Source organism: Maricaulis alexandrii (genome assembly GCF_005871165.1).
Lineage (GTDB): Bacteria > Pseudomonadota > Alphaproteobacteria > Caulobacterales > Maricaulaceae > Maricaulis > Maricaulis alexandrii.
On sequence record NZ_SWKP01000003.1, the window covers coordinates 21,636 to 45,341 of the forward strand.

The window sequence follows — 23,706 nt, forward strand, 5'->3', positions numbered from 1 at the left end:
AGCCAGATATATGAAGGAATATTCAGTTTTGGGATTCGCATATGTCGAAGCATTCACCAAGCGCACTCAAGCCCAGGAAAACACCGTCACAATCGCGGTCACGTGTGACTGTGGACGCGATATTCGAGGCGACGATTCAGGTTTTGCTGAAGCAGGGCATGGCTGGCCTGACAACCACGTCGGTTGCGGAGCGTGCCGGCGTCTCGGTGGGCACCATGTATCAGTATTTTCCGAACAAGCAGGCCCTTGTCTATGCGTTGAACGAGCGGTTCCTCACCAGGCTGGCGGAGAAAGTGGAAGATACCTGCGCAGGTATGGCGGGTCGCCGGGCTTGCGAGGGCGCCGAGGCCCTGATCGACACGTATTGGTCCGTGAAGACTGAACGGATGGAATTGACCCACGCGCTCTATCGATCCGTGGCAGAGCTGGACAACGACGCGCTCGTGCAGGACTTCGCCGCGCGTGTGGACAGGGCAACCGAGGGAATGTTTCGCGCCTGCCCGGATCTGTCCACCGGAGACATTGACCAGATCAACTTGTCTCTGACGGCTGTGATCTACGGCACCGTCCGCAATGCCTTCGAGCGAGGGCTGGAACAGGAGAATATCTCGGCGCTGAAGTCCGACCTCAAGGCGATGTGCCGCGCCTACCTGTCATCTGTGAAATGAACAGGCACCCGAGACTTGGTCGGCTATGGGCTCGGGCAGACCACTGTTCGACACCTCGTCTACAATGTACGGACAATCTCCGCCGGGCGCAAAACCGCCAGCCGCACCTCCAGCCAGCGGATGTAGCCGCTGAGGTTCTTTGTGGCTGGTCCGCAGAAGCGCTTGATGAACCTTTTTTTTAATCTTGGATAGCCCGTACTTCGATCTCCGAGATTGCCTCGGTCTTCTGTCGGAGAACCCTGATCTTCGACTGGGCATCCTCGATCTGGGCCGGGTGCAGGCGGTCGAGGGCATCGAGAAACTGGCGAAAATCGTGGTGCAGCATGCGTATCCTCTGCGAAAAAGCCGAGTGATATAGGCCCTTCTGCGAAATCAGGAAGCGCACCGACACGGTTTGCGGACATCCCTTTCTTTTTGCCTAAGCCGCGCTGGCCCGGCCTATTTCAGCAGGCCGATCTCGCGCAGGCGCTGGTTCAGATAGTCATTGGCCCGCATCGGCTCGGGATATTTGTCCGGATTGTCCGGCCCGGCACAGCCCGGCAGGGTCTCGATCATGTAGTCCGGCCGGTAGTGCAGGAAGAAGGGCATGGAATAGCGCGAATGATCCGTGCGGGCGCCCTTGGGATTGATCACCCGGTGCTGGGTGGAGGGCAGGACATCATTGGTCGAGCGGGCCAGCATGTCGCCCATATTGACCACCAGACAGCCCGGCGGCGGGTTCATGTCGATCCATTCACCGTCGCGCGTCTTGACCTGCAGGCCCGGTTCCTCGGCGCCCAGCAGCAGCGTGATCGTGTTGATGTCGCCATGGGCCTCGGCGCGGATCGAGCCGCCCGGATCGCCCTGGACCGGCGGATAGTGCAGAAGGCGCATGACGGAATTGCCGTCCTTCACCTTGTCGTCGAAGAAGGTCTCTTCCAGGCCCAGATCCAGCGCGATGGCGCGCAGGATTTTCACGCCCAGTTCGTCAAAGGCCTGATATAGGCCGTGCACGGTCTCCAGCCAGCCATCGATTTCTTCCGGCACCACATTCGGTGCCATGTCCTCGGCATAGCGGTGACCGTCCGGCAGGTCGCGGCCGACATGCCAGAATTCCTTCAGGTCGACATGCTTGGCGTCCTTGGCGATCTCCTTGCCAAACGGCGTATAGCCGCGCGCCCCGCCGCCGCCCTCGATGAAGTATTTCATCTTGGTCGCTTCGGGCAGGGCAAAGAAGGCGGCCGCCTTCTTGTAGGCATCGGCAATCAGCGCCTCGTCCAGCCCGTGATCGGCGATGGCAGCAAAGCCGTATTCGCGGAAGCTGCGGCCCAGCTCCTTGGCGAAACGGGCCTTGTCACTGGCCTGCAGCGACATGGAAACGGGCGGAAAGCGGGAGAGCGTGTCAGTCATGAAGAGCCTGTTTGAAGTCCGGCGCATGGAATAGGGGTTCACCGGCGCTCTGCCAAGCGCCCAATGGTCGCAGTGACCCGCTGTCCACACGTGCCGGCAAAGCACTCGCCTGAGCGGTGCAAAGTCTTGCCCTGAAACCGGAACCACCTGAAATTGGCGCGGCAAGGGGGGAGCGGGTGACGGACACGATCCAGACCCAGTCAGAGGCAGGCGGGACAGACGGGCCCGACGGTGCGGACACGGAACCGGCCGGTGAGACCCGCTGGCTGAGTGAAGCGGAACGCCGCGACCGGGTGGATATCTGGCGGGCCGAGACGCAATCTCCCTGGGAAGCCGGGATCGGCGGACTGCTGGTCTGGGGCCTCTGGCGGACCCTCTATAAGGGTGTGCAGCCGGCCTGGCTGGTCGGCTCGCTCCTGATCGCCGGCTTCTACCTCCTGACCTGGCTCGACAGTGCCGGCGGTGTCGACCGGCTGGCCGCTCCGCAGCCGGACCGTCAGGCGAGGATCGAGGCCGCCCTGTCCGGCGCCGTGCCCGAGGATGTGCCGGCGCGGCGTTTCTGGTCGGCGCAGATGGAAGGGGCCCTGATGTCCGGTCGGCGGCGAGAGGCCGATATCGACCTTTTCCGGGCCTGGGCGCGGATCGGCCCCGATCTGATCACGCGCGACCAGCTGGCCCTGGACATGCTGGCCGGTGCGGCTGGTCCGGAATGGCTGGATGCCCGCTTGCGGGCCGGTGCGCCGGGCGAGCGTGAACGGCAACTCTCCGGCGCGATCGCGCAGGCGCTGCGGGAGGGGCAGGCCCGCGGGCTGGTGCCGCCGGAACTCATCTTTGCCGATCCCGGCCTGGTTGCCCGCTACCAGGCCTCGCAATTCCGCTGGTCGGTGGCCCAGGCGAGTGCCCAGGCGTTTTTCCGGCGGCAGCAGCAGGGCGAGTTCGCCATGCGCTCCCTGCCGGGACTGGTTGCGCCTGATATTGACGGTCCGGCCCGTCTTTATGGGGGCGTCCGCCATCTCATGATCCAGGCCTGCGCCGGGACCGGCCCCCGACTGGAAGGCTGCGGAGCCCGCATCATTCCCGGCGAGGCGCCGGATGATCTCCGCCTCGCCCTGGCGGCGCTGGAATCCGGACTGGTCCAGCTTCACATTCCCTCCAGTGCCGTGCGCAACGGGGCGGAGACGCTGCAGGCCGCGCGTGAGGCAGGCCGGCTCTCGCCCGCCCTGGAGGCGCAATTGTCGGCGCACCTGTCCGGCCTTCTGCCGGCTGGTCTGGTTCGCGAAACCCTGGCCCGTGACAGTGTGCGGGCCGATCTGGCCTTCGCCGCGCCGGACCGGACCGCCCGGACCCTGTATCACCGGCTGGACCTGCGCACGGCCGAAGGGGCGGTGGCCCTGTCGGAACTCCTGCGGGAACTGGATGCGCTCCGCGAGGCGACATCCCCGGTTCTGGCCATTCGCCTGATGAGCGGGCTGGAGGCCTATGAGGACGTCACCGCCATCCGCGCTCTGGCCGGCGTTATGGGGGAAGGGACGCTGGCTGCGCGCCAGCTCCTGGGCCCGCAGGCCCTGACACTCCTGGAGGCCACAGACCCGGTTGTCCGGCCGGGCGATCCCATCGCCCAGCGTAATGCCATGCTTGCCCTGATCAGTGCAGCTTGCGTCCTCCTGTTAACGCTGATCCGCCTGATCTCCCCCCGCCATATTCGCCGGGCAAGCTGGTCAAACCTTGCTGATGCGTGGATATCGCGTTTAGCGCTTGGTAGGAAAACCTAACGCGTGTAAGTATTTAAGGCAGGATTTTCCTGAAATCGCTTAACCTAAAAGCAATCCTCTTTGCGCAATCATCTGCGTGTTCGAAGGCATTCGGACGTGGTGGTGGTAAGCGAGCGACAAGCCAGAAAGGCACGCTCGCCAGTGTAGAGTAAGGGAAAGACCCATGGCTTTTACGGACGTAGAAACGGCCCAGGCCCATCAAGCAGTGTTCGCCGATCCGACCGGCGAAGATCTTTGCAAGCTCGGTATCCTGTATTCCACGGGACAGGGCGGCGAGATTGATTATGTCGAAGCGCACAAATGGTTCAATCTGGCAGCCCTGATGGGTTCGGAACCGGCGAAATACTATCGCCAGGAAATTTCCGACCAGATGTCGACCTTTGAAGTCGCCGCAGCCCAGCGCGCCGCGCGCGAGTGGCTCTCGACCCGTCACTAAGGCTCACGCTCAATGACGCACTGGATGTGACCGGCGAATGGGGGCATTCGCCGGTTGCCGCTCTGCGGTGTGTTTGCGGAGGCTGTACCGTCATCAGACGGGCGTGTCCTCCCAGTCTTCGCGGGCGTGCCTGGCGCGCAGGATGACAACGACGTCTTCCAGGTGGTCGCTGTAGATGATCATGTGGGCGCCGTGCGGATGGCACCGCACGGGCGGTGTGATCTCTGTTCGCAGTCTCGCCGCTTCCGGATTGTCCGCCAGGAATTGGCAAGCCGTCTCCAGACTCGCGAAATACGCATCGGCTTGAGAGAGCCCGAAAGCCGTGGCTCCGAACACATAGATATCGATCAGATCCTGCTCAGCCGCCCGGCTGAGGCAGAAAGAGCGTGACGCGCTAATCTTCCGCGACTTTCAGCTGGGATCGTGCCGCTTGGCGCAAATCGCTCATCGAGCGGGTCCCGGCGCCGGACTTCACCGCTTCGGTCACGAGGCCCTGCATGTGGGCGATCTTCGCCTGCCGGTCCTGGTCTCGTCGGATCAGGTCCCGCACATAATCACTCGCATTGCTGTAGCGGCCGGTCGCGCTTTGCGCTTCGACCCAGTCTTTCATTGCATCCGGCAGAGACACATTCATCGTCGCCATGGCGTCACCTCTGTCTTCCATCATGGCAGTTTTGGCAAAGATTGCCAATTTCGAGGTCGAGCGATGCGTTTCGCGCGGGGCCGGGATCGCGGTGCTGCGGTTCCGGGACCAATGGCGTCTCTGGCGAACCGGTTTGGGGGCGCCCGTGATGCACGCCTGAACCCGTATTGGGTCCGCCCGGATACGGGTCCGATACCGGTCTGACCCCGTTCTGGGCCCCTTTTCATTAAATTGCGCGATGATTGCAGACCGTTTGCGCACAGGATGCAGGCCGGCGGAGCGGTGCTTGTGCCCGCTTGCGGAACCCTTTTATCCGGAGGACAGGGGCGTGGATTTCTAATTATTGATCGCGTTGGCGATGGCGTAGGACATCGCCTGGTCGAGCGGGATGATGCCTGTGACGTATTGCTCGACGAAGACATTCACCTCGGCAATGGTCGAGCGCGGCACGAAGATGATGTCATGACGCCGGATCTGGACGGCATCGGCGCCATCGAGGCCCCGAAGCGCATCCCGCAGATTGACCGTCCGCATCATCAGATCCCCGCCGGGAATGCGTCTGAGAACAACAACGTCGCCGCGCGCGGCCGTATCGCGGAACCCGCCGGCCATCATCACCGCTTCCAGCGTGCCGACCGGGCCGGAGACTTCCACCAGGCCGGGCGAATTCACTTCCCCGCCGACAATGATGTTCTGCGGGCCCAGCTCGCCGCGCCGCACTTCCACGATCGGATCGACCAGGACATTGCGGGCATAGGCGTCGGCAACGGTATTGGCGATCTCGTAATCGGTCTGCCCGGCCACCATCACATTGGCCACCAGGGGCAGGGCGACCCGGCCGTCCGGCCCGATCAACACCGTGCGCGACAATTCCGGTGCCGAATGCACGGTCACCTCGATCTGGTCTCCCGGGTAGAAGCGATATTGCGCATCCGTCTCCTGCCAGGCCGCAAATTGCGGTTGGCCCCAGGCCTCCGGCGGCGTGCTGTCACGCCCGGAACTGGCGCAGCCGCTGACGCTCACCGCCAGGGCGAGAACCGCCAGGGAAAGGCCGGTCTTGATCGCGCGCATGAAATATCCTTCCCGTCAGGGTGTTCGCGCCGATACTCCGCTGGCTTGGATAACAAATTTTTAAGCGCGAGCACGCTCTTATGCCGCCATGACTCGCGCGTGGAATAATTCCGGTCACCCGGCCGGAGCGTCCAACCTGTCTGCGGATAGCCCGCGGCAGGAGCTGGACCTGTTCGACGTGCTGGCCCTGGCCTGGTCGGAACGGGGCTTCATCGTTCTGGTCGCCGCCGTGCTGATGGCGATCGGTGTCGCGGCGTCGCTGACCCTGCTCAAGCCCAGCTATACGGCCGAATCCCGGCTTCTCGTCCTGCTCAATGATGATCCCACGCCGGCTGCGGCGGGCTGGGGTGACGGCTTCATGCTCAACCAGGTCATGCAGTCGGAAAGCGAGCTGCTCAGCTCCAATGCGGTGCGGGAACTGACCTTCGAGACGCTGGGTGCCGAAGCGATTCTGGGTGAGCCGGTTGCCGGCGATGGCCGTGTTCCGGCCCTGAAAACCCTGCGGAGTGGATTTTCCGTCTCACGGGCGCCGAATTCCTCGGCCCTGAATGCCCGTTTCGAGACCGGTGATCCGGACCGCGCTGCGTTGATCCTCAATGCGATGGTGACGTCCTATCTTGCCTATCGCGAGCAGATCCTGGTCGAGACCGGCGTGTCCGGCCTGAGTGATCGCCGCCGCCAGGCCGATGTCGCCCTGGCGGAGAGCGAGGCGGCACTGGAGGCTTTCCTGCGTGCCAATGGCTTGTCGAATTTCGAGACCGAGCAACAGACCGCGCAGAACCTGTTGGGCAATCTGACCGACCGGATCAATACCGCGGAATCGAGCCATGAATCCTATCTGGCCGGTGCCGCAGCCCTGCGTGAACGTCTCAACCAGATCCCGGAACAGATTGAACTCTATGTCGAAAACGGCGTGTCGGGCCGTCTCCTGGATCTGCGCGCCGAGCGCGCCAGCCTGTTGTCGCGCTATCAGGAAGGCGCGCCCGCCGTAGCCGCTGTCGACCGTGAGATCGCCGCGCTGCAGAGCTTTATCGAGACCGGAGCGACGGACGGGCAGGGGCAGTCCCGCACGGGCCCGAATCCGGTCCGCCAGGAGCTGGAATCCGAACTGGCGACCCGTGAAGCCAATGCCCGCGCCGAAGCCTCGCTGGTCACCGCCCTGCAACAGCAATTGGCCGCGACCCGCCAGGATATCCAGCGTCTGCGCACGCTGAACCCGGCCTATACGCGCCTGGCCCAGGATGTCGCCGCTGCCGAGGCGGCTGCGTCCAACATTGCTGCGCTGGAGGCGGACGCTCTGGCCAGCCGCTCGCAGGCACCCGGCGCGGCCGATTTCGTCCGCGTGATCGACCGGGCCGTACCCCCGCTCGACGGCGCCTCGATGAAAAAGCTCGGCCTGGTGGCCTCGGCCGTCCTGTCCTTCGGGGTGGCTCTTTTCCTGGGATTGCTGCGCGGATACTGGCGCACCTATCTCGCCCCGGGCCTCCAATCCCGCTCCCGCGGCGGACCGGCCCCGATTTCCCCCTCCGGCGCCCCCGCGTTCGCGCCGCGGGCGGAGGATGTGCCGGTGCCGGCCAATGATCCGTTTGAGGGATTGCCGGTGCTGGCGCGCATCACGGATCGCACGGCGTAAGCGCGCCGTTAACCACGCATTTGGCAGTGTGTCGGGGAAGAGTGCGAATCGTTCCGGACCCAGCGCATCATGAATCTCACCCACGACCTTTCCGAACTGGTCGATCAGCTTGAACCCATTGCCCGGCCGGGCGGTGAGGGGCGTGTGCTGATGGTTATGGGTGGCTCGCGCGGCGCGGGGGCTTCCACGGTCGCCCGGGAATTGTCGCGGCTGGCGGCGCAGCGGTCCACGCGCGGTGTCTGGCTTTATGATCTGGATTTCACCGGCAATTCCCAGAGTGAGGCCGCGCATGTTCGCGGGGATGTCTTCGACGCCCGTTTTGGCCGTGAGCCCTTCTGGTCGATCAATTCGGGTCAGAATCCGGCCCGCATCGTCGCGCGCCAGAGCGTTGTGCCCAATCTCTTTGTCACCCAGCTCCAGGCCCGCCGCGGCACGGTCGAACAGGTCGGCTTGCGCGCCGCGCCGGAATACTGGCAGGCCGTCCGCCAATCCATCGATCTCGCCGTCATCGACGCGCCGGCCTCCAGCCGGGCCCCCCTCGCCATGGTCGGGGATGTGGACGGGGTTATCCTGGTCGCCGATGCGCGTCTGTCGCGGACGGACGGGGTCCTGGCCCGCCGCCAATCCATCGAAGCCCGCGGCGGCGTTGTGGCCGGTATCATTCTGAATCGGACAGGGTTTGAACGGAGCGTGGCATGAGCCTCGCGGCCGCCCATGATCCGCCCTTCCTGGCCGCCATGCGCGCCGCGCCGCCGCTGAAATTCGCCGGATTTTTGGAAGGCGCGCTGACGGTTCTCTGCCTCTTCCTGTTTTCTCAGGGCCTGATCGGTCCCCTGTTCGCCGACCCGGAGAATCCGGAAAGTTCGGTCGTCCTGCGCCTGATCTGGCTGCCGGTCTATGGCGTCACCCTGGCCCTGATCCTGGCCCGTCCCGGATCGTTTCTGGCCGCGATGGGGCGCAACAAGCTGATCCTTCTGGTGACGGGCATGACCATGCTTTCCGTGCTGTGGTCGATTGCGCCGGACACGACAATGCGGCGCTCCTTCGCGCTGATCATGACCACACTCTTCGGCATCTGGCTGGCTTCGCGCTGGCAATGGCGGGAGCTTATCCTGCTGATTGCGCTGACGTTTGGCATTCTGGGGGTGCTCAGCACATTCATGGCTCTGGCCGTGCCCTCCCTGGGGGTGGACCAGGACGTTCACGCCGGAGCGTGGAAAGGGCTGTGGTGGGAGAAGAATGCGTTGGGTGCCGTGATGGGCTGGGGGGCCGTGTCGGCGTATGCCGCTTTGCGGTTTGATCCCCGGAGGCGGTGGATCTGGATGGGCGTGGCGGTGCTGTGTACGGCCCTGGTGCTCCTGTCGACCTCGAAAACGGCGCTGCTGGCCTGGTTCCTCGGTACGAGCGGAGCCATCGGCATTGCCCTGTGTCGGCGCGGTTTTGGCTTTGCCACGACGATTCTCGTCCTGGGCGTGACGGGCGCTGGCCTGTTCGCACTCATCCTGGCCGTGGCACCGGTGGAGTTTCTGGAACTGCTTGGCCGGGATGCGACGCTGACAGGCCGGACCGATATCTGGGTTCTGCTGTCCCGCGAAGTCGCGAGCCATCCCTGGACCGGTTTCGGTTATCGGGCCTTCTGGGCCGTGGATGACGGACCGGTTTACTGGGTGCGGGCGGGAACGTCCTGGCCGGTCCCGACAGCCCACAATGGCTGGATTGAAGTGGCCCTTTCGATCGGTATTCCCGGGGCGATCCTGATGGCGATCGTTTTCCTGCAATCGGTAGTGCGCGCTTTCGGCCGCCTGTTCCGGGGCACTGAAGCCTATTGGGCCTTGCCCTATATCGCCCTGATCGCCGTCGTGTCCGTGTCCGAGAGTAATCTCATGTCACAGAACTCCCTGGGCTGGGTGCTCTTCGTGGCGACAGCGGCCAAGCTGGCCGACAAGCGCGCCCGTGCTGCCTAGCTCGGCGCGGCGACAGTCTGTCCGTAGAAGCGCGGCTCGAACGCCTTGATCCAGAACAGTTTTCCGACGCCCTGTATGCCCTTGTCCAGCAAGGTGGCCGCTTTTGACGGTGCGACCAGTGCGGCCAGGGCGGCCAGCGGTGTGTAGACCACGGCCTGACCCAGGCCGACGGCCATCCAGAACGCAATCCTGACCGGCTGACCGGCATGACGGGCCGTTTGGGTGGCGCCCTGCCCAAAGGCAAAGGAGCGGGCCGCCAGGTAGCCCCAGGTCGTGCGTTTCGGGTCGACCCATTCCACACCGGAAGCTTGCACAGACCAGGCAAAGCGTGCGCCCTGGCCGGCCAGCATCAGGAAGAAGACATCATCCTCCCCGCCGGACACATTCATGCGCGGGTCGAACGGCGCCTCTGGCAGCGTGAAGGCGGACCGGTCGATCAGGGAATTGCCGCAGCCATAGGGCTTTTCCAGCTTTTCATCCTGATCCGGCCCGGTGCGGGAATAGAGACGAAGGGCGAGATCGCCGCGGACCCCATCGGCATCGAGGGCCGCACCGCGCAAGGGGCCAAAAATCACCGTCGCGTCGAGGTCGGAGGCGGTGGCCAGCAGGGCATTGAGCCACACCGGATCCGCGGTTTCGTCATCATCCAGGAAAGCGATGAAACGGCCCTTGGCCGCTGCGAAGCCAGCATTGCGGGCATTGGACACGCCGGGCCGCGGCTCATGGATGTAGCGGACCGGGCAGGGCGGGGCGGCTTGATAGGTGTCGATCACAGCGCGGGCGGAAGCTTCCGGGTCATTGTCGACAATCACCACTTCGTCGGGCAAACGCGTCTGCGCCAGTACGCTGTCCAGGGCGCGTCTGATACCGTCAGGGCGTTGGAAGGTCGGGATGATGACGGAGACGCTCATGCTTCGGCCTCCAGGGCCTGCATCGCCTCGCTCACGGTCATGACCCGGGCACCCGAGGCGGAAACGGCCTCGCAGACCCGCTCCAGCTGGGCAGGCGTGCAGCCCCATTGTGTCGGGGCATCCTGCACATCATGGGCATAATAGATCAGCCAGCCCGGATGCCCGATCAGGGACTGGGCCGCTTCGACGGCCCGGTCGATACCGGCTTCGCCACCGTCAATGGGGACCGATTGCAGCAAGCCGCGATCGGTTGCGCCTCGATTGATGCGAGCCTGGACGCCGCGCAGATTGGAGAAGTGCTCCAGCAGGGCCTGTTTCGCCGCCGGCGTGGCCTCGCCATAGGCAAAGGCAAAGCTTTCCAGCTCGGTCTCCAGCCCCATGGCTTCAAGGGCGCGGGCATTGCGGGCGATATCGGCCAGAAGATCCGAGGTCGGCACGGCGGCCGCATCGAGATGACCATAGGTGTGACATCCGATTTCATGGCCCTGCCTGCTGAGGCGTTGCAGATCCCCGGCATCGAACATGGGACCATGATGCGTCACCCCGCCGGCGTAACCCGCGGACGCATAATAGGTGCCGCGCCAGCCGCGCTCCTCGAGCAATTGGGCGCCGGTGGTTGCCGCAGATTTCGGGAAGTCGTCAAAGGTGAAGCTGACGATGGCATGGTCCGGGCAGACGCGCATGGGGGAGCGGCTGGCATAACGGGCCCAGCGGCGGCTCAGTCCGGCCCACAGGCCGGCTCCGGGAATATAGGGTGCGTTCATCAGATCACCTCCGCCGTCCAGCTCGCCCGCCAGAGTTTCAGCGCCAGGGTCCGCAGGCGCAGGGGCAGGGCATTCATCAGGCTCAATCGCGACCACACACCGCGCAGCAGGCCCTGGCCGGGCACTTTGCCGATCAGCCGGGCCGTCCGGGCCCCCGGCAGGCTGGCCAGTTCCGGATTGCGGTCGAGCAGGCGCTTGTAGTTGATCGCGCCTTCCTTGAATTTCGCCAGCAGGACCGACGCGTCCTGCAGACCGCCATGGGCCGCCGGATTGTCGACATGGCGCAAATTGAAGCGGGCCGCAGCGCGCACGGCCCAGTCCACATCCTCCCAGCCCCAGCCGGTGAAATCCGTGTCGTAGGGCACGGCATCCATCACCTCGGCTTTCACCAGGATGTTGGAGGCACAGAAGGCACTGGCGCCGATTGCATTGCGGGCCTCGGCGTCATGCTGGTCACTGGTCTGGGACAGGGCGGCGTGCAGTTGCAGCGCCTTGTCGTCAGGCCAGTGCGTCTCATAGCCGCCGAAGACGGCGTCGGCCTGCGTGCTGGCGATGACGTCGCGATAGGTCTGCAGGAAGGCGGCATGACCGGGCTGCATGTCGGCATCGAGATAAAGGAGCCATTCGCCGCGGGCCTGTTGGGCCAGCAGATTGCGTCCACCGGAGCGGCCGCGATTGCGGGTCGAGGTCAGCAGGCGGACCGGCTGGTTCATGGCCGCTATGATCCGCATCAGCCGCTGATTGAGTTCCGGGTCCGGTTCGCCATCATCATGCAGCAGGATTTCGATATCGTCCTTGCTCCCTGCCTGTTCGGCCAGGGCCCGCACGAGGTCCGCCGGATCATCCTTGTAGAAGGGGATGAGAACGGAGATCTCGATGGCGCGGGCTTCGCGCGCCGCGGCATTGGCGTATTCACGCACCGGATTATCGATCATGACCGTCATGACTAAACCTCCGCCGGGGTCAGGCTGGCGCGGGCATCGCGCAGCCATTGCCGACAATCGGCAATGTTCAACAGATAGGCTGAAATCCCGTAAACTGTTGCGCCAACAAGTGCTTGGACGCCCAGATCAAGCCAGGAGAAGGGCAGGTCGGGGACCGAGAAGACAGCGGCGGCCATGATGGCGGTGGCGCTTCCGGCCTTGATCCATTCGGCCCAGGGCAGGGGAAGGATGAAGTAGCGCCGTCCCATGATGACGCAGATCACCAGCGCGACGGCATAGGCCAGAACCGTGGCGATCGCAGCACCCTGCAAACCCATCAGCGGAATGAAGACGAGGTTGAGCGCCAGGTTGAGCAGGGCGGATCCCGTCATCAGGATGGCCATGACGCCGGTGCGGCGCTTCAGTGTGAAGGCCTCGTGGAAGTAGTAGGTCATCATGCCGTTCATCAGGCCGGACAGGGCGATCCAGGGCAGGATGCTGGCAGCCTGGTCGCGCACGGCTTCGCCGACGAGAACCGTCGTCAACGGTTCGGCGACGAGGGCGAGACCGGCGGCAGCGGGGAAGGCGATCAGGCCCATCAGGCCCGCCGCGCGTCCGGCGACGGCACGGGCTGCGTCCGGACCGTCTTGTTCAAACGCCTTGATCGTCAGCGGCCAGACAGCGGCACCGAACCAGATGAAGATGATGTCGAGCAGGCGATCGGCCAAGCCGTAGCCGGCGGCGTACATGCCCACGGCGCTCTCGCCCAGATAGCCGGCGATCAGGAAACGGTCCCCGATCGACAGGAGGTGTTCGAAGATCAGGGACAGGCTGATCGGGATACCATAGGCCGCATAGATGCGGGCACGCACCGGCTGACGCTTGCCGCCGCGTGAGCGCGACCACATGACCGGCAGGTCGAAGACCAGCATCACCAGTGCTGCGACGGCCGTGCCGGCGAACACGCCGGCTGCGCCGATATCCGTTGTGAGGATAAGGCCGACGCCCAGCATGAATCCGAACATGAGATAGGAGGCTTCCAGGGCGGAAAACCGGCCGACTTCCCCCCGGGCCCGATGGGTCTCCATGCCGATCTGCATCAGGGCGCGCAGAAGCAGGGAGAGGGTGGCGAAGTTCAGGGCTGTTTTGAGCGGCATGTCCAGTGGCAGAAAATGGATCAGGCCGAACATCAGCGCCCCGCCGATCACGGCGGCGGCTCCATAGACCGTATAGACCGTGCTCAGATGGGCGCGCACATGACCCCGACGTTCCGCGCGCGCATGAAACCGGGCAACCGCCGCTTCCAGCCAGGTGAATGCCAGAATGTGGGTCAGGGAAAGCGCTGCCAGGACAAGGGCATAGCGGCCATACTCTTCCGCCGGCAGGATGCGGGTAAACACCGCCACACTGCCAAACCCGACCAGGGCCTGGGAGAGTTGCACCGGCAGATAGCCCAAGAGATGTCGTCCAAGCATGATACGCTCCGCTCGCCTCACAGGCGAAGCTTGCAAGTTGGATGCCGCCCGGCAGGGGATGGGCTGTGCCGCCGCAGGTCCGTAAACGTGATGCTAAGGCGTTGGCGCTATCCTGCAGGCTGAGGGGAAATTGCGGGACACCGGTCATGCAAGTCGAGTTGAAGAAACCCAGTGCGCTCACCACGGCCGAGCGGGAGGCTTGGCGCGCGTTCACGGATGCGGACCCGGCTCTGGGAAGTCCTTATTTTACCTACGAATTTGCCGAGTGCTGTGAAGAGGCCCGCAGTGATACGCGCGTGCTGGTCATGCGCGACGCGGGCGCGATCAAGGCCTTTCTGCCGATACAGACCGGTCATTTCGGTTATGCCCGTCCGCTGGCCGGTCCCCTGGGCGATGTCCAGGGCGTGATCGCCGAGCCGGACTGGCCGGTGGATCTGGCTGCGGCCCTGAAAGCCGCCCACATTCCTGTGTTCGACTTCCATGCCGCCCTGGCCAGCCAGCCCGCCTTCCGTGAGCATACTGACTCCACAGAAGGATCCTGGATGATCGATCTCAGCGACGGGTTCGATGCCTGGTATGAGAACCGGAAATCCGTTGAAGCCAAGGCGATGCGCAATGTCCGTACGCGCTATAACCGGCTTGAGAAGATTTCCGATGATCATGCTTTCGTCATGGCCGACAACCGGCCCGAAGCGCTGGAGGCAATGATCGCCTGGAAGCGTGCCCAATACGCTGAAACCGGTGTGTTCGACGTGTTCTCCGTGGCGTGGACGCGCCGCTTGCTGCAAGCGGTCCTGAAGCGGGAGAGCGATCATTTCTCCGGCATGTGCTCGACCCTGCAGATCGACGGCAAGATTGCTGCGGTGCATGTCGGGATGAGTTCACACCGGCAGTGCCAGTTCTGGTTCCCGGCCTTTGACCGGGACTACAACCAGGTCAGCCCGGGTCTGCTCATGCTGGTCGAGACGGCGCGAACCTGCGCCAGCCTGGGCCTGTCCGCCATCGAGCTGGGGCCGGGTGATTTTCGCTTCAAGAAGGATTTGTCGAGCTATCAGATCGGCATTGCTGCCGGGCATTTCTCGAACCCGTCCGTGATGGGTTTGTTGCGGGATGGTTCGGCGGCGCTGGTTCGCCGTCTGGATGGCGAGCCGCAAAGCGCCCTGTCGCGCTTGACCGGCAAGGCGATGCGCAAGATCGACCGGCTGGCGGGCTTCTACGCCGCCTGATCCGGGGTCGAGACAGCCAGCACAAAAAAGCCGGCCGGGGCGATCCCCGACCGGCTTTTTCTTCAAGCGTCCCCACGCTCAGCGGATATTGATCTTGTCCCCCATCAGGGCGGGCAGGGTGCGGATCATGATCCACAGATCGAACCAGAAATTCGACTTGGCGATGTAGGCCAGATCCCAGCGGATGCGTTCGCGTGCGGCTTCCGGCGTATGCAGAGGCCCGCGGGACCCATTGACCTGGGCCCAGCCCGTCAGCCCCGGTTTGACGCGGTGACGGTGGGCGTATTCGGACACCAGGCTCGCCGTTTCGGCACCGCCCGTGCGCATGGAGGGCGCATGCGGACGCGGACCCACCAGGGACATTTCGCCCGTCAGCACATTCCACAATTGCGGCAGCTCATCCAGCGAGCTCAGGCGCAGGAATTTGCCGACGGCAGTAACGCGCGGATCATCCCGCTCAACCTGGCGGACCGGGCCAACAGTCGACTTCGGGTCGTGCCGCATGGTCCGGAATTTCAGCACTTCGATCGGACGGCCATTGAAGCCTTCGCGGACCTGGCGGAACAGGACCGGGCCCGGACTGGTCAGTTTCACCGCCAGGGCGATCAGGGCCATGACGGGCAGGGCGGCCACAAACATGACCGATCCGATGACCATATCCTGCAGGCGCTTGGCCAGCAGATGGCCGAATTTTTCTTCCTCGCCGCTCATGCGGGCCGCCTGGACACCGACGATATCGTCCAGCGAGGTGGCTGCCGGGTCGAACTGGTCGAGGTCCAGCAGGAGGCAGACCGAATGGGGCAGGGTGCGCAGCTTGGCGAGCAGCATCTGAACCCGCTGTTCCGCCTTTGGCGTGACCGTCAGGATGATGCGGTCGACTTCGTGCAGTAGCGGCCAGCTCAAAAGGTCATTCGTGTCGCCCAGATAAGGGGCGCCGCCCAGGGCCGAAGGCGATCGGGATTTGCGGTCGTCGAAAATGCCCACAACATTCACCGTGCCCGATCCGGCATTGGCCTTGATCAGCTTGCGCGCATTCGGCGTGGCGCCGACCAGCACGACATTCCGAGCCAGACGTCCCGCCTTGGCCCAGTGGGCAATGAAGCCGGCATAGATGACATGAAGCAGGGTCAGCGCGCCGACCGCGGTCACGGCGAACATGGCCACCAGGTCGGTCGCGCGGGGCGCCGTCAGCATGGCGAGGCCGATCGCAGCGGATCCAGCCAGTCCGGTGGCGATGAAGGCCCGCATCATGCGGAAGGCCGCCATTTCGCGCGGCTCCACCTTGTACAGGCGGAGCATCATCATGGTGACCGGTGCCAGAACGGCGAAGATCAGGACGGGCAGCAATTCGCCGGCTGCGACATCTGCCACCTGTCCGCCCGACAAGGCATAGGAGCCAGCGGCGGCCAAAATCAGCGTCACGAAGATGTCGACGGATTGAAGGATATGACCGAGTGCCTTGCGGTTGACCCGGTTCTGCGGCGCGCGGGCTTGTGCCCGCATGTCCGCGCGCGTCTTGGCCGCCTTGTTGCCGATCACCGGGCGCTGAACCTCACTGGTATCATTGGCCGGGCCGGTCGCTTTTGACTGTGTCGAGTTGGAAAAGTCCACGTCACATCCCCATCGAAGATAGGGTAGGATGCGCACACCAGGTCAAAGATTTCGTTGAAAAGCGTGGTTAACGAACGCCAAACAAAGGCTTTTCAGGACCAAATGCGGTGCAAGACTGGCCATCTGTTGCGATGCAGCATATGAGGCGGTGGCCGCCCAGCAGACAGGTAGACGACATGATCCGGACATCCCTTGCCGCCTTCACGGAACGCCTTGCCACGAGTATCGGCGACCGGGGCGAATTGCCGCCGCTGACGCCGGGACGGATCCGGATCGAAATTCTGGCCGGACTGACCGTGGCCCTGGCCCTGGTGCCGGAGGCTGTGGCCTTTGCCTTTGTTGCGGGCGTGCCGCCGCTGGCCGGTCTCTATGCCGCTTTCATCGTCGGATTGATCACGGCCCTGGTGGGCGGGCGTCGCGGGATGATCTCGGGCGCTACCGGCGCCCTGGCGGTTGTCATGGTGCATCTGGTCGCGGAACACGGGATCGAATACCTGTTTGCCACGGTCATCCTGATGGGGGTGATCCAGATCGGCGCCGGCGTGTTCCGCCTCGGCAAGTTCATCCGCATGGTCCCGCACCCGGTCATGCTGGGCTTTGTGAACGGTCTGGCGATCGTGATCGGCCTGGCCCAGCTGGAACAGTTCCGCGTCGTCAATGATGCCGGGGAACATGTCTGGATGACCGGCTGGCCGCTGATGCTGACGCTGGGCCTGGTCGCGCTGACCATGGGGCTGATCTGGGTTGTGCCCAAGATCACCAAAGTCGTGCCGGCGCCGCTGGTCGCGATCGGCGTCGTCGCCGCCCTGGTGATCGGGTTCGATCTGCCGGTCCCGCGCGTGGGGGATCTGGCTTCGATCCAGGGCGGACTGCCCGAATTCCACCTGCCCATGGTGCCGCTGAACCTGGAAACCCTGGAAATCATCCTGCCCTACGCCTTCATCCTGTCGGCGATTGGCCTGATCGAGAGCCTGCTGACCCTGAACCTGGTGGGCGAGATCACCGGCCGCCGGGGCGGCGCCTCGCAGGAGTGCGTGGCCCAGGGCGTGGCCAATCTGGTCACCGGCTTCTTTGGTGGCATGGGTGGCTGCGCCATGATCGGCCAGTCGATGATCAATGTGAAATCCGGCGGGCGCCTGCGACTTGCTGGCGTCTCCGCCGCACTCTTCCTGCTGGCCTTCATCCTGGTCGGGTCCAGCGTGATCGAACTCATTCCGCTGGCCGCCCTGATCGGCGTGATGTTCATGGTCGTGATCGGGACCTTCGCCTGGCAGAGTCTGAGCATCCTGACCCGGATCCCGCGGTCGGATGCTTTCGTGATCATTCTGGTGACCGGCGTCACCGTCTATGCCGACCTCGCCATCGCGGTCATCGTGGGCGTGATCGTCTCGGCCTTGGTCTATGCTTGGAATGCGGCGTCGCGCATCCATGCCCGCCAGGAGGCCGGCAAGGACGGCGAGATGGTGTACAAGATGGAGGGCCCGCTTTTCTTCGGCTCGACGGCCAGCTTCATGGAATTGTTCCAGCCGGAAGAGGATCCGGACCGTGTCGTCGTCGATTTCGCCGAAAGCCGTGTGGTCGACCAGTCGGCCCTGCAAGCGATCGAAGATCTGGCCGCCAAGTATGAAGCCGCGGGCAAGCGCCTGGAATTGCGTCATCTCAGCCGCGACTGTCACAAACTCCTGTCGAAGGCCGGTCAGCTGATGATCGACAGTGATGATGATCCGGCCTACGGGCTGGCGGTGGACTACCAGATCCGCACCGGACGCATGGGCGGATCGCACTGATCCGCCCGGACAGGGTCGCGCGGTAAAACCGCGATCTCACGGAAAGGTAAGTTTGTCGCCAGCTTGGCGGGACTTTATGCTCCTCCCACCAATCCTTTGGGGGAGAAACATGACCCGATTTTTTGCCACGCTCGCCGCTTCTACCATCCTGGCCTCAGCGCCCGGCTGGGCCTTGCAGGACGAGGCGGATGCCGCTGCTGAGAGCGATTCCAGCACCACGGAATGGGATGTCGCGAATCCGCCGCTTCCGACGCGCGCGATTCCCATCAATGTGACCGAAGGCACCTGGATGTCGCTGGACGTCAGCCCGGACGGTCAGACGATCGCCTTCGACATGCTCGGTGACATCTACACCATGCCCATCACGGGGGGCACCGCGACCAATATATCGTCCGGCTTGCCCTGGGAAATCCAGCCCCGCTTCTCTCCGGATGGGTCACAGATCGCCTTTACCTCGGATCGCGGGGGCGGGGACAATATCTGGATCATGAACACGGATGGGTCCAACGCCCGCCAGGTCACCCAGGAAAGCTTCCGACTGCTCAATAATCCGACCTGGCATCCGTCGGGCCGCTATATCGCCGCACGCAAGCACTTCACCACGACCCGTTCGGCCGGGACCGGCGAAATCTGGCTCTATCACGTGCTGGGCGGCAATGGGGTACAGCTGGTCGAACGTCCCAATGAGAACTTCCAGAAGGAGTTGGGCGAGCCGATCTTCTCGCCGGACGGCCGCTACGTCTACTACACCCAGAATGTGACGCCGGGTAACACCTTCATCTACGCCCAGGACTCCAACACCGAGCTGTTCAACATCCGTCGCTATGACATGGAGACGGGTGAGATCGACACGGTTGTCGAGGGGGCGGGTGGCGCCGTGCGCCCGGCTCCGTCGCCGGACGGCCGCTACATGGCTTTCATTCGCCGTGACCGGATCCAGTCCGGCCTGTGGATCAAGGACCTGCAATCCGGCGAAGAGCGTCGCCTGGTCGAGGAAGTTGATCAGGACATGCAGGAAACCTGGGGTGTGACGGGTGTCTATCCGAACATGGACTGGCTGCCGGACAGTTCCGCCATTGTGTACTGGGCCGATGGCGGTATCCAGTCGGTGGACCTGGCCAGCGGTGACGTCACCAATATTCCCTTCGAGGTCAATGATACACGCGATGTGATCGATCCGCCCCGCCCGCAGGTTGAAGTGGCGCCGGATGAGTTCTCCACCCGCATGCCGCGCTTTGCCACGGCCTCGCCCGACGGGTCCCGCATCGTGTTTGAAAGCCTGGGTGTTCTCTGGGTCGCTGACGCGGAGGGCAGTGATGCGCGCCGTCTGACCCGGGCCGAAGCCGGGGAGCGGCGCGAGATCACGCCGACCTGGTCGCCGGATGGCCGCACGATCGCCTTCGTGGCCTGGGACGACGAGGAATTGGGTTCGATCCGCACGATTTCCGCACGGGGTGGCCGCGAACGCACCATCACGTCTGAGCCGGGCCATTACGCCAATCCGCGCTTCTCGCCGGATGGCGACATGATCGTCTTCGAGAAGGGGTCCGGTGGCTATCTGACGGCGCCGGAATGGTCCGAGACGACCGGCATTTTCCGCGTCGATGCGGATGGAGGCGAGATGGTCCAGGTCACCGATGGCGGTTCCCTGCCGCACTTTGCCGCATCCAACGACCGGATCTATTTCACCCGGGGCGGCAATGGTGCCAGCCTGGTCTCCGTCGATCTGAACGGTCATGAAGAGCGGACCCATGTCACCGGCGACTTGGTGACGGAATACCAGATGGCTCCCGATGGCGCGCATGTCGCCTTCCGCCAGAATTACGACGTCTTTGTCATGCCGGTCCTGCCGGGACCGCAATCTGTGGCGGGCGGTGCCGGCGGTTCGGCCCTGCCGACGGTGGAAGTGTCGGGCAATGGCGCGACCTATTTCCATTGGAACCAGTCCGGTGACACGCTGCACTGGTCGATGGGCCCGGAATTCTTCACCGCCACGGTGGCCGATTTCCGACCCGATCCGACCGGTGAGAATGACTACTCGCCGCCAGAGCACGGGGTCAGCATTTCCATCTCGGCGACGGCGGACCGTCCGACCGGTCTGACGGCGATCACGGGCGCCCGCATCATCACAATGGCGGATGATGAAGGCGGTGTGATCGAGAACGGGACCATCCTGATCAATGGCAACCGGATCGAGGCCGTCGGCACGGATATCGAGATCCCCGAAGGCACCCGCACCGTGGATGCCAGCGGCATGACGATCACGCCGGGCTTCATCGATGCCCATGCCCATGGCCCGCAGGGAACCGGCGATCTGGTGCCCGAGCAGAACTGGTCGGTCCTGGCGCACCTGGCGCTGGGTGTGACCACAATCCATGACCCGTCCAGCCGGGCGAGCCATATCTTCACGGCCGGGGAATACCAGCGGGCCGGTCTGCTTCTGGCTCCGCGCATCTATTCCACAGGCGAGATCGTTTATGGCGCGCGGGCCGCGTCGGTCTATGCCGAGATCAACTCCTATGAGGATGCCCAGGAACACGTCTTCCGTCTGGCTTCCCAGGGGGCGCACTCGATCAAGAACTACAACCAGCCGCGCCGGAACCAGCGCCAGCAGGTTGTCGCCGCCTCGATCGAAGCGGGTCTGGAAGTAGTCGCTGAAGGCGGATCCAACTATCATATGGACATGGCCATGGTGGCCGATGGCAATACGTCCATCGAACACAACCTGCCGACAGCGATGATCTATGAAGATGTGCTGCAGATGTATTCGCAGACCGACGTTGCCTACACGCCGACCCTGACGGTGACGTATGGCGGGCTTGCCGGTGACCCGTATTGGCGCCAGGCCATGAATGTCTGGGAGCACCCGATCCTGTCGCAGAATGTGCCTCCGCGCATCCTGCAGGCCGGCTCGGTCCGCCGCACCACGGCACCGGAAGAGGACTTTGTCGATGACGACAATGCCCGCACGGCTCACATGCTGTTCGAACGTGGTGTTGATGTGTCCATCGGGGCCCATGGCCAGCAGGAAGGCCTCGCTGCTCACTGGGAGATGTGGTCCTTCGTGCGGGGCGGGTTCTCGCCGCTGGAAGCCCTGATGACCGCCACGGTCATGCCGGCCCGTCATCTCGGTTTCGACCAGGATCTCGGCTCGCTGGAAGCTGGCAAGCTGGCTGACCTGGTGATCATGCGGGAGAACCCGCTCGATGACATCGGAAACACTGACGAGATCGAGTACGTCATGCTCAATGGCCGTCTCTACGAGGCGGACGGCATGCAGGAAGTCGTCACGGGTGAGGGCGGCCGCGCTCCCTATTTCTGGGAATAGCGTCTTTTGACCTTGTCTGATGGAAACGCCCCGGGGCCTGAAGGTCCCGGGGCTTTTTCTTGGCTGTGTGAAACGCTTTAAGCTTGGGTATTGTCACTGAACAACTTAAGATGGATTGCTTGAAAATGGGGCCCGGGCGTTTGATCCGGAGCGCCCGAACGGGAGGAAGTCATGGCGCGTTACACGATTTTTGGAGCGGGGCCTGGCGGCCTCTATACCGCTTGGCGGCTGGCGAGCAGTGGCAAGCTGGCAGCCGGTGATGCGATCGAACTGGTGGAGTGGGGACAATATAGTTTTGCGGCGGGCGATGGCGGAACGCGGCTTCCTGCGGGCCGGATTTGCACGCACCACTATCAGGGAGATGCGGGCAATTCCTATATCGAGATCGGCGGGATGCGCTATCTGGAATGGTCCGAGAGCAATCCGGGCGAAGGGCATCAGCTGGTCACCAAGACGATTGCGGCCCTGGGACTGGACGCGGATGTGGTGCCCTTCCTGACCACAGACAACCCCGCTTTTTATCTTCGTGGCGTCAACTTCTATCAAGAGGATCTGGGCGTGGACGGTTTCGTCGCGCCCTACAATACGCCGGGCAATAATGCGCAGCCGGCCGATGTACTGTTCGGGAATATCTCGGCGCTGATGACCTCTGGCGCCAATCCGCAAACCCGGGCGGAGCAATGCCAGTTCTATTCATCCGGCGTACTGCCGGATACCACCAATTCCTTCGTGTTCGGGGCGGGGGATACGGTCTCGAATATCGGCTATTGGAACTTCTTCTACGATCAGGCCGGGAATGAGGGGTATGCTTACGCCGCCGATGCCGGTGGCTATTCCTCCAATGTGATCAACTGGAATGCCGCCGATGCGGCCATTTACAACGGGGAGTTCGCGCCCGGCGGCGCCTTCAAGACCCTCAAGACCGGCTATTCCAGCCTGTTCTCGGCATTGTTCAGCGCGGCCCAGTCCGCGGCGTCCGCAGCAGGGATCGGCTTCACCCTGACGCAAGGACGACGCCTGCATTCCATCTGGCTGGAGAATGATGTGCCGACCTATTGCACGGCACCCGCCAGTGATCCGGACCATGCGGATGGACCGGCCCAGTCGACCGACCATGCCTTTCTCGCCATGCCGCCTAAAAGCGTGGAGCTGGTGGCGCGCGCCACACGCTATGCCGACATGACCGGCAAGCTCGACTTCCTGAACGCGCAGGCCGTGCAGAACAATCTCCAGGCCGTGATCGAACAGCCTTCCTACAAGGTGGCCATGTTCTTCGACACGCCCTGGTGGGAGACGGCCAAATACCCGCCCAAACTGGTGAGCTCGCAAGGCGACAGCAATGTGTTCGGACCGACCATCACCGATATCCCGCTACGCCAGATCTACTACTTCGGGAATAATGCGCCATCGGGTGACGGCACGCCTGTCTATGGCCTGCTGGCCTCCTATGACGACATGCGGTTTGATGGGTTCTGGCGTGGTATGGAATTGCCACTCGACCAGCGCCGCACCCTGCCGGTCAGTGAGGACCTGCAGGCGCTGCAGGGCGGTCGCAAGGCACCGGAGGCGATGGAACGCATGCTCCTGCTGCAGCTGGCCAAGGTGCATTTCAATGATCCGGACGCCGCCTGGCAAATCCCGCAGCCGCTGGAAACCGTCTTCATGGATTGGGGCTTGAACCCGTTTGGCGCGGGGTATCATGCTTGGGCAGCCGAATATGACATCTGCGCGGTGATGAATTCTGTCCGCGCGCCGGCATTGCTGGCCGGGGCGAGCTCTGGCCCGGTCTACCTGGTCGGTTCGGCCTTCTCCAATGACCAGGCCTGGGTTGAGGGGGCTTTCTGTACGGCGGAATCCGTTCTGGTCGACTATCTGGGACTGACCACAATTGCTGATACAGCCGCGTACCCGCTGATCTGTCCGTGTGGGGATGGCGGGTCGCCAAGCCCGGCTTCGAAGTCCGCCGAGCTGACTCCGGCGCAATAGCCCAAATGAAAGAAGGGCGCCCGGGGGAGGGGCGCCCTTCACTCATTCGGGGGGATCGAATGCCGGCTGAAGACGGCCGGATTTCATGGGGTCTCCGGAGCGCGAGGGGGATCAAAGCT

The 23,706-nt window shown here is 63.7% G+C and carries 20 protein-coding genes; 10 read left to right on the forward strand and 10 right to left on the reverse strand.

Annotated features, from left to right (window positions below; translation table 11 throughout):
* Positions 1–41 precede the first annotated feature (41 nt).
* Positions 42–668 carry a TetR/AcrR family transcriptional regulator gene (locus FCS99_RS00245; protein ID WP_138509357.1) on the forward strand — a complete coding sequence of 209 codons (627 nt, stop codon included), beginning with the start codon at positions 42–44 and terminating at the stop codon, positions 666–668.
* 178 nt (positions 669–846) lie between these two features.
* Here FCS99_RS00245 and FCS99_RS16060 read toward each other — a convergent pair whose 3' ends face one another.
* The gene (locus tag FCS99_RS16060) at positions 847–993 is read right to left on the reverse strand and encodes a hypothetical protein (protein WP_171036184.1); all 147 of its coding nucleotides are present in this window, start codon (positions 991–993) and stop codon (positions 847–849) included.
* 113 nt (positions 994–1,106) lie between these two features.
* Positions 1,107–2,057: an isopenicillin N synthase family dioxygenase gene (locus tag FCS99_RS00250; RefSeq protein ID WP_138509359.1), complete on the reverse strand. Its 951-nt coding sequence runs from the start codon at positions 2,055–2,057 to the stop codon at positions 1,107–1,109.
* Positions 2,058–2,233: 176 nt separating this feature from the next.
* Between FCS99_RS00250 and FCS99_RS00255 the strand changes: the two genes are divergently transcribed.
* Together FCS99_RS00255 and FCS99_RS00260 are read left to right on the forward strand one after the other, a co-directional pair.
* On the forward strand, positions 2,234–3,829 hold the full coding sequence (locus FCS99_RS00255) for a hypothetical protein (RefSeq protein ID WP_138509361.1): 1,596 nt from the start codon (positions 2,234–2,236) through the stop codon (positions 3,827–3,829).
* Between the two features lie 163 nt (positions 3,830–3,992).
* On the forward strand, positions 3,993–4,265 hold the full coding sequence (locus FCS99_RS00260) for an SEL1-like repeat protein (protein ID WP_138509363.1): 273 nt from the start codon (positions 3,993–3,995) through the stop codon (positions 4,263–4,265).
* Between the two features lie 93 nt (positions 4,266–4,358).
* Here FCS99_RS00260 and FCS99_RS00265 read toward each other — a convergent pair whose 3' ends face one another.
* The 3 genes from FCS99_RS00265 to FCS99_RS00275 all read right to left on the reverse strand — a co-directional run bounded on the left by FCS99_RS00265 (position 4,359) and on the right by FCS99_RS00275 (position 5,979).
* Positions 4,359–4,664, reverse strand: coding sequence for a type II toxin-antitoxin system RelE/ParE family toxin (locus FCS99_RS00265; RefSeq protein WP_138509365.1), 306 nt, complete (start codon positions 4,662–4,664; stop codon positions 4,359–4,361).
* Positions 4,660–4,908: a type II toxin-antitoxin system ParD family antitoxin gene (locus tag FCS99_RS00270; protein ID WP_138509368.1), complete on the reverse strand. Its 249-nt coding sequence runs from the start codon at positions 4,906–4,908 to the stop codon at positions 4,660–4,662. Before FCS99_RS00270 ends, FCS99_RS00265 begins: the two co-directional genes overlap by 5 nt.
* 336 nt (positions 4,909–5,244) lie before the next feature.
* Entirely contained in the window at positions 5,245–5,979 is a 735-nt protein-coding gene (locus FCS99_RS00275) for a polysaccharide biosynthesis/export family protein (protein WP_138509370.1), read from the reverse strand.
* 88 nt (positions 5,980–6,067) lie between these two features.
* Here FCS99_RS00275 and FCS99_RS00280 point away from each other — a divergent pair, with 88 nt between their 5' ends.
* The 3 genes from FCS99_RS00280 to FCS99_RS00290 all read left to right on the forward strand — a co-directional run bounded on the left by FCS99_RS00280 (position 6,068) and on the right by FCS99_RS00290 (position 9,576).
* Complete coding sequence (locus FCS99_RS00280; protein ID WP_138509372.1) at positions 6,068–7,612, forward strand: GumC family protein; 1,545 nt, start codon at positions 6,068–6,070, stop codon at positions 7,610–7,612.
* Positions 7,613–7,681: 69 nt separating this feature from the next.
* Positions 7,682–8,311, forward strand: a complete 630-nt coding sequence (locus FCS99_RS00285) for a P-loop NTPase family protein (RefSeq protein ID WP_138509374.1) — start codon at positions 7,682–7,684, stop codon at positions 8,309–8,311.
* Positions 8,308–9,576 (forward strand): O-antigen ligase family protein, encoded by a 1,269-nt coding sequence (locus tag FCS99_RS00290; protein ID WP_138509376.1) that lies wholly within the window; start codon positions 8,308–8,310, stop codon positions 9,574–9,576. Before FCS99_RS00285 ends, FCS99_RS00290 begins: the two co-directional genes overlap by 4 nt.
* Here FCS99_RS00290 and FCS99_RS00295 read toward each other — a convergent pair.
* Genes FCS99_RS00295 through FCS99_RS00310 form a run of 4 tightly spaced genes read right to left on the reverse strand, consistent with a single transcriptional unit; the run spans position 9,573 to position 13,649 of the window.
* Positions 9,573–10,487 carry a glycosyltransferase family 2 protein gene (locus FCS99_RS00295; RefSeq protein WP_138509379.1) on the reverse strand — a complete coding sequence of 305 codons (915 nt, stop codon included), beginning with the start codon at positions 10,485–10,487 and terminating at the stop codon, positions 9,573–9,575. The genes FCS99_RS00290 and FCS99_RS00295 overlap by 4 nt on opposite strands.
* Positions 10,484–11,251 carry a polysaccharide deacetylase family protein gene (locus FCS99_RS00300; protein ID WP_138509380.1) on the reverse strand — a complete coding sequence of 256 codons (768 nt, stop codon included), beginning with the start codon at positions 11,249–11,251 and terminating at the stop codon, positions 10,484–10,486. The genes FCS99_RS00295 and FCS99_RS00300 overlap by 4 nt, the downstream gene beginning before the upstream one ends.
* Complete coding sequence (locus FCS99_RS00305) at positions 11,251–12,195, reverse strand: glycosyltransferase family 2 protein (protein ID WP_171036185.1); 945 nt, start codon at positions 12,193–12,195, stop codon at positions 11,251–11,253. The genes FCS99_RS00300 and FCS99_RS00305 overlap by 1 nt, the downstream gene beginning before the upstream one ends.
* A gap of 2 nt (positions 12,196–12,197) precedes the next feature.
* Positions 12,198–13,649, reverse strand: coding sequence for an oligosaccharide flippase family protein (locus tag FCS99_RS00310; RefSeq protein WP_138509385.1), 1,452 nt, complete (start codon positions 13,647–13,649; stop codon positions 12,198–12,200).
* Positions 13,650–13,795: 146 nt separating this feature from the next.
* Between FCS99_RS00310 and FCS99_RS00315 the strand changes: the two genes are divergently transcribed.
* Complete coding sequence (locus FCS99_RS00315; RefSeq protein ID WP_171036186.1) at positions 13,796–14,875, forward strand: GNAT family N-acetyltransferase; 1,080 nt, start codon at positions 13,796–13,798, stop codon at positions 14,873–14,875.
* Between the two features lie 78 nt (positions 14,876–14,953).
* Here the strand turns inward: FCS99_RS00315 and FCS99_RS00320 are convergent, their stop codons facing one another.
* The gene (locus FCS99_RS00320; protein ID WP_138509389.1) at positions 14,954–16,486 is read right to left on the reverse strand and encodes an exopolysaccharide biosynthesis polyprenyl glycosylphosphotransferase; all 1,533 of its coding nucleotides are present in this window, start codon (positions 16,484–16,486) and stop codon (positions 14,954–14,956) included.
* Positions 16,487–16,662: 176 nt separating this feature from the next.
* Here FCS99_RS00320 and FCS99_RS00325 point away from each other — a divergent pair, with 176 nt between their 5' ends.
* From FCS99_RS00325 to FCS99_RS00335, 3 genes are all read left to right on the forward strand, one after another.
* A complete protein-coding gene (locus FCS99_RS00325) occupies positions 16,663–18,273 on the forward strand; it encodes a SulP family inorganic anion transporter (protein WP_138509391.1) in 1,611 nt (536 codons plus the stop codon).
* Positions 18,274–18,382: 109 nt separating this feature from the next.
* A complete protein-coding gene (locus tag FCS99_RS00330) occupies positions 18,383–21,601 on the forward strand; it encodes an amidohydrolase family protein (RefSeq protein ID WP_138509393.1) in 3,219 nt (1,072 codons plus the stop codon).
* 171 nt (positions 21,602–21,772) lie between these two features.
* Positions 21,773–23,587 (forward strand): flavin monoamine oxidase family protein, encoded by a 1,815-nt coding sequence (locus FCS99_RS00335; RefSeq protein WP_138509395.1) that lies wholly within the window; start codon positions 21,773–21,775, stop codon positions 23,585–23,587.
* The last annotated feature ends 119 nt before the right edge of the window (positions 23,588–23,706 follow it).

Coding starts and splice junctions, on each gene's coding strand:
- FCS99_RS00245 (WP_138509357.1), top strand. CDS start 42: ATGTCGAAGCATTCACCAAGCGCACTCAAGCCCAGGAAAACACCGTCA.
- FCS99_RS16060 (WP_171036184.1), bottom strand. CDS start 993: ATGCTGCACCACGATTTTCGCCAGTTTCTCGATGCCCTCGACCGCCTG.
- FCS99_RS00250 (WP_138509359.1), bottom strand. CDS start 2,057: ATGACTGACACGCTCTCCCGCTTTCCGCCCGTTTCCATGTCGCTGCAG.
- FCS99_RS00260 (WP_138509363.1), top strand. CDS start 3,993: ATGGCTTTTACGGACGTAGAAACGGCCCAGGCCCATCAAGCAGTGTTC.
- FCS99_RS00270 (WP_138509368.1), bottom strand. CDS start 4,908: ATGGCGACGATGAATGTGTCTCTGCCGGATGCAATGAAAGACTGGGTC.
- FCS99_RS00275 (WP_138509370.1), bottom strand. CDS start 5,979: ATGCGCGCGATCAAGACCGGCCTTTCCCTGGCGGTTCTCGCCCTGGCG.
- FCS99_RS00280 (WP_138509372.1), top strand. CDS start 6,068: ATGACTCGCGCGTGGAATAATTCCGGTCACCCGGCCGGAGCGTCCAAC.
- FCS99_RS00285 (WP_138509374.1), top strand. CDS start 7,682: ATGAATCTCACCCACGACCTTTCCGAACTGGTCGATCAGCTTGAACCC.
- FCS99_RS00290 (WP_138509376.1), top strand. CDS start 8,308: ATGAGCCTCGCGGCCGCCCATGATCCGCCCTTCCTGGCCGCCATGCGC.
- FCS99_RS00295 (WP_138509379.1), bottom strand. CDS start 10,487: ATGAGCGTCTCCGTCATCATCCCGACCTTCCAACGCCCTGACGGTATC.
- FCS99_RS00300 (WP_138509380.1), bottom strand. CDS start 11,251: ATGAACGCACCCTATATTCCCGGAGCCGGCCTGTGGGCCGGACTGAGC.
- FCS99_RS00305 (WP_171036185.1), bottom strand. CDS start 12,195: ATGACGGTCATGATCGATAATCCGGTGCGTGAATACGCCAATGCCGCG.
- FCS99_RS00310 (WP_138509385.1), bottom strand. CDS start 13,649: ATGCTTGGACGACATCTCTTGGGCTATCTGCCGGTGCAACTCTCCCAG.
- FCS99_RS00315 (WP_171036186.1), top strand. CDS start 13,796: ATGCAAGTCGAGTTGAAGAAACCCAGTGCGCTCACCACGGCCGAGCGG.
- FCS99_RS00325 (WP_138509391.1), top strand. CDS start 16,663: ATGATCCGGACATCCCTTGCCGCCTTCACGGAACGCCTTGCCACGAGT.
- FCS99_RS00330 (WP_138509393.1), top strand. CDS start 18,383: ATGACCCGATTTTTTGCCACGCTCGCCGCTTCTACCATCCTGGCCTCA.
- FCS99_RS00335 (WP_138509395.1), top strand. CDS start 21,773: ATGGCGCGTTACACGATTTTTGGAGCGGGGCCTGGCGGCCTCTATACC.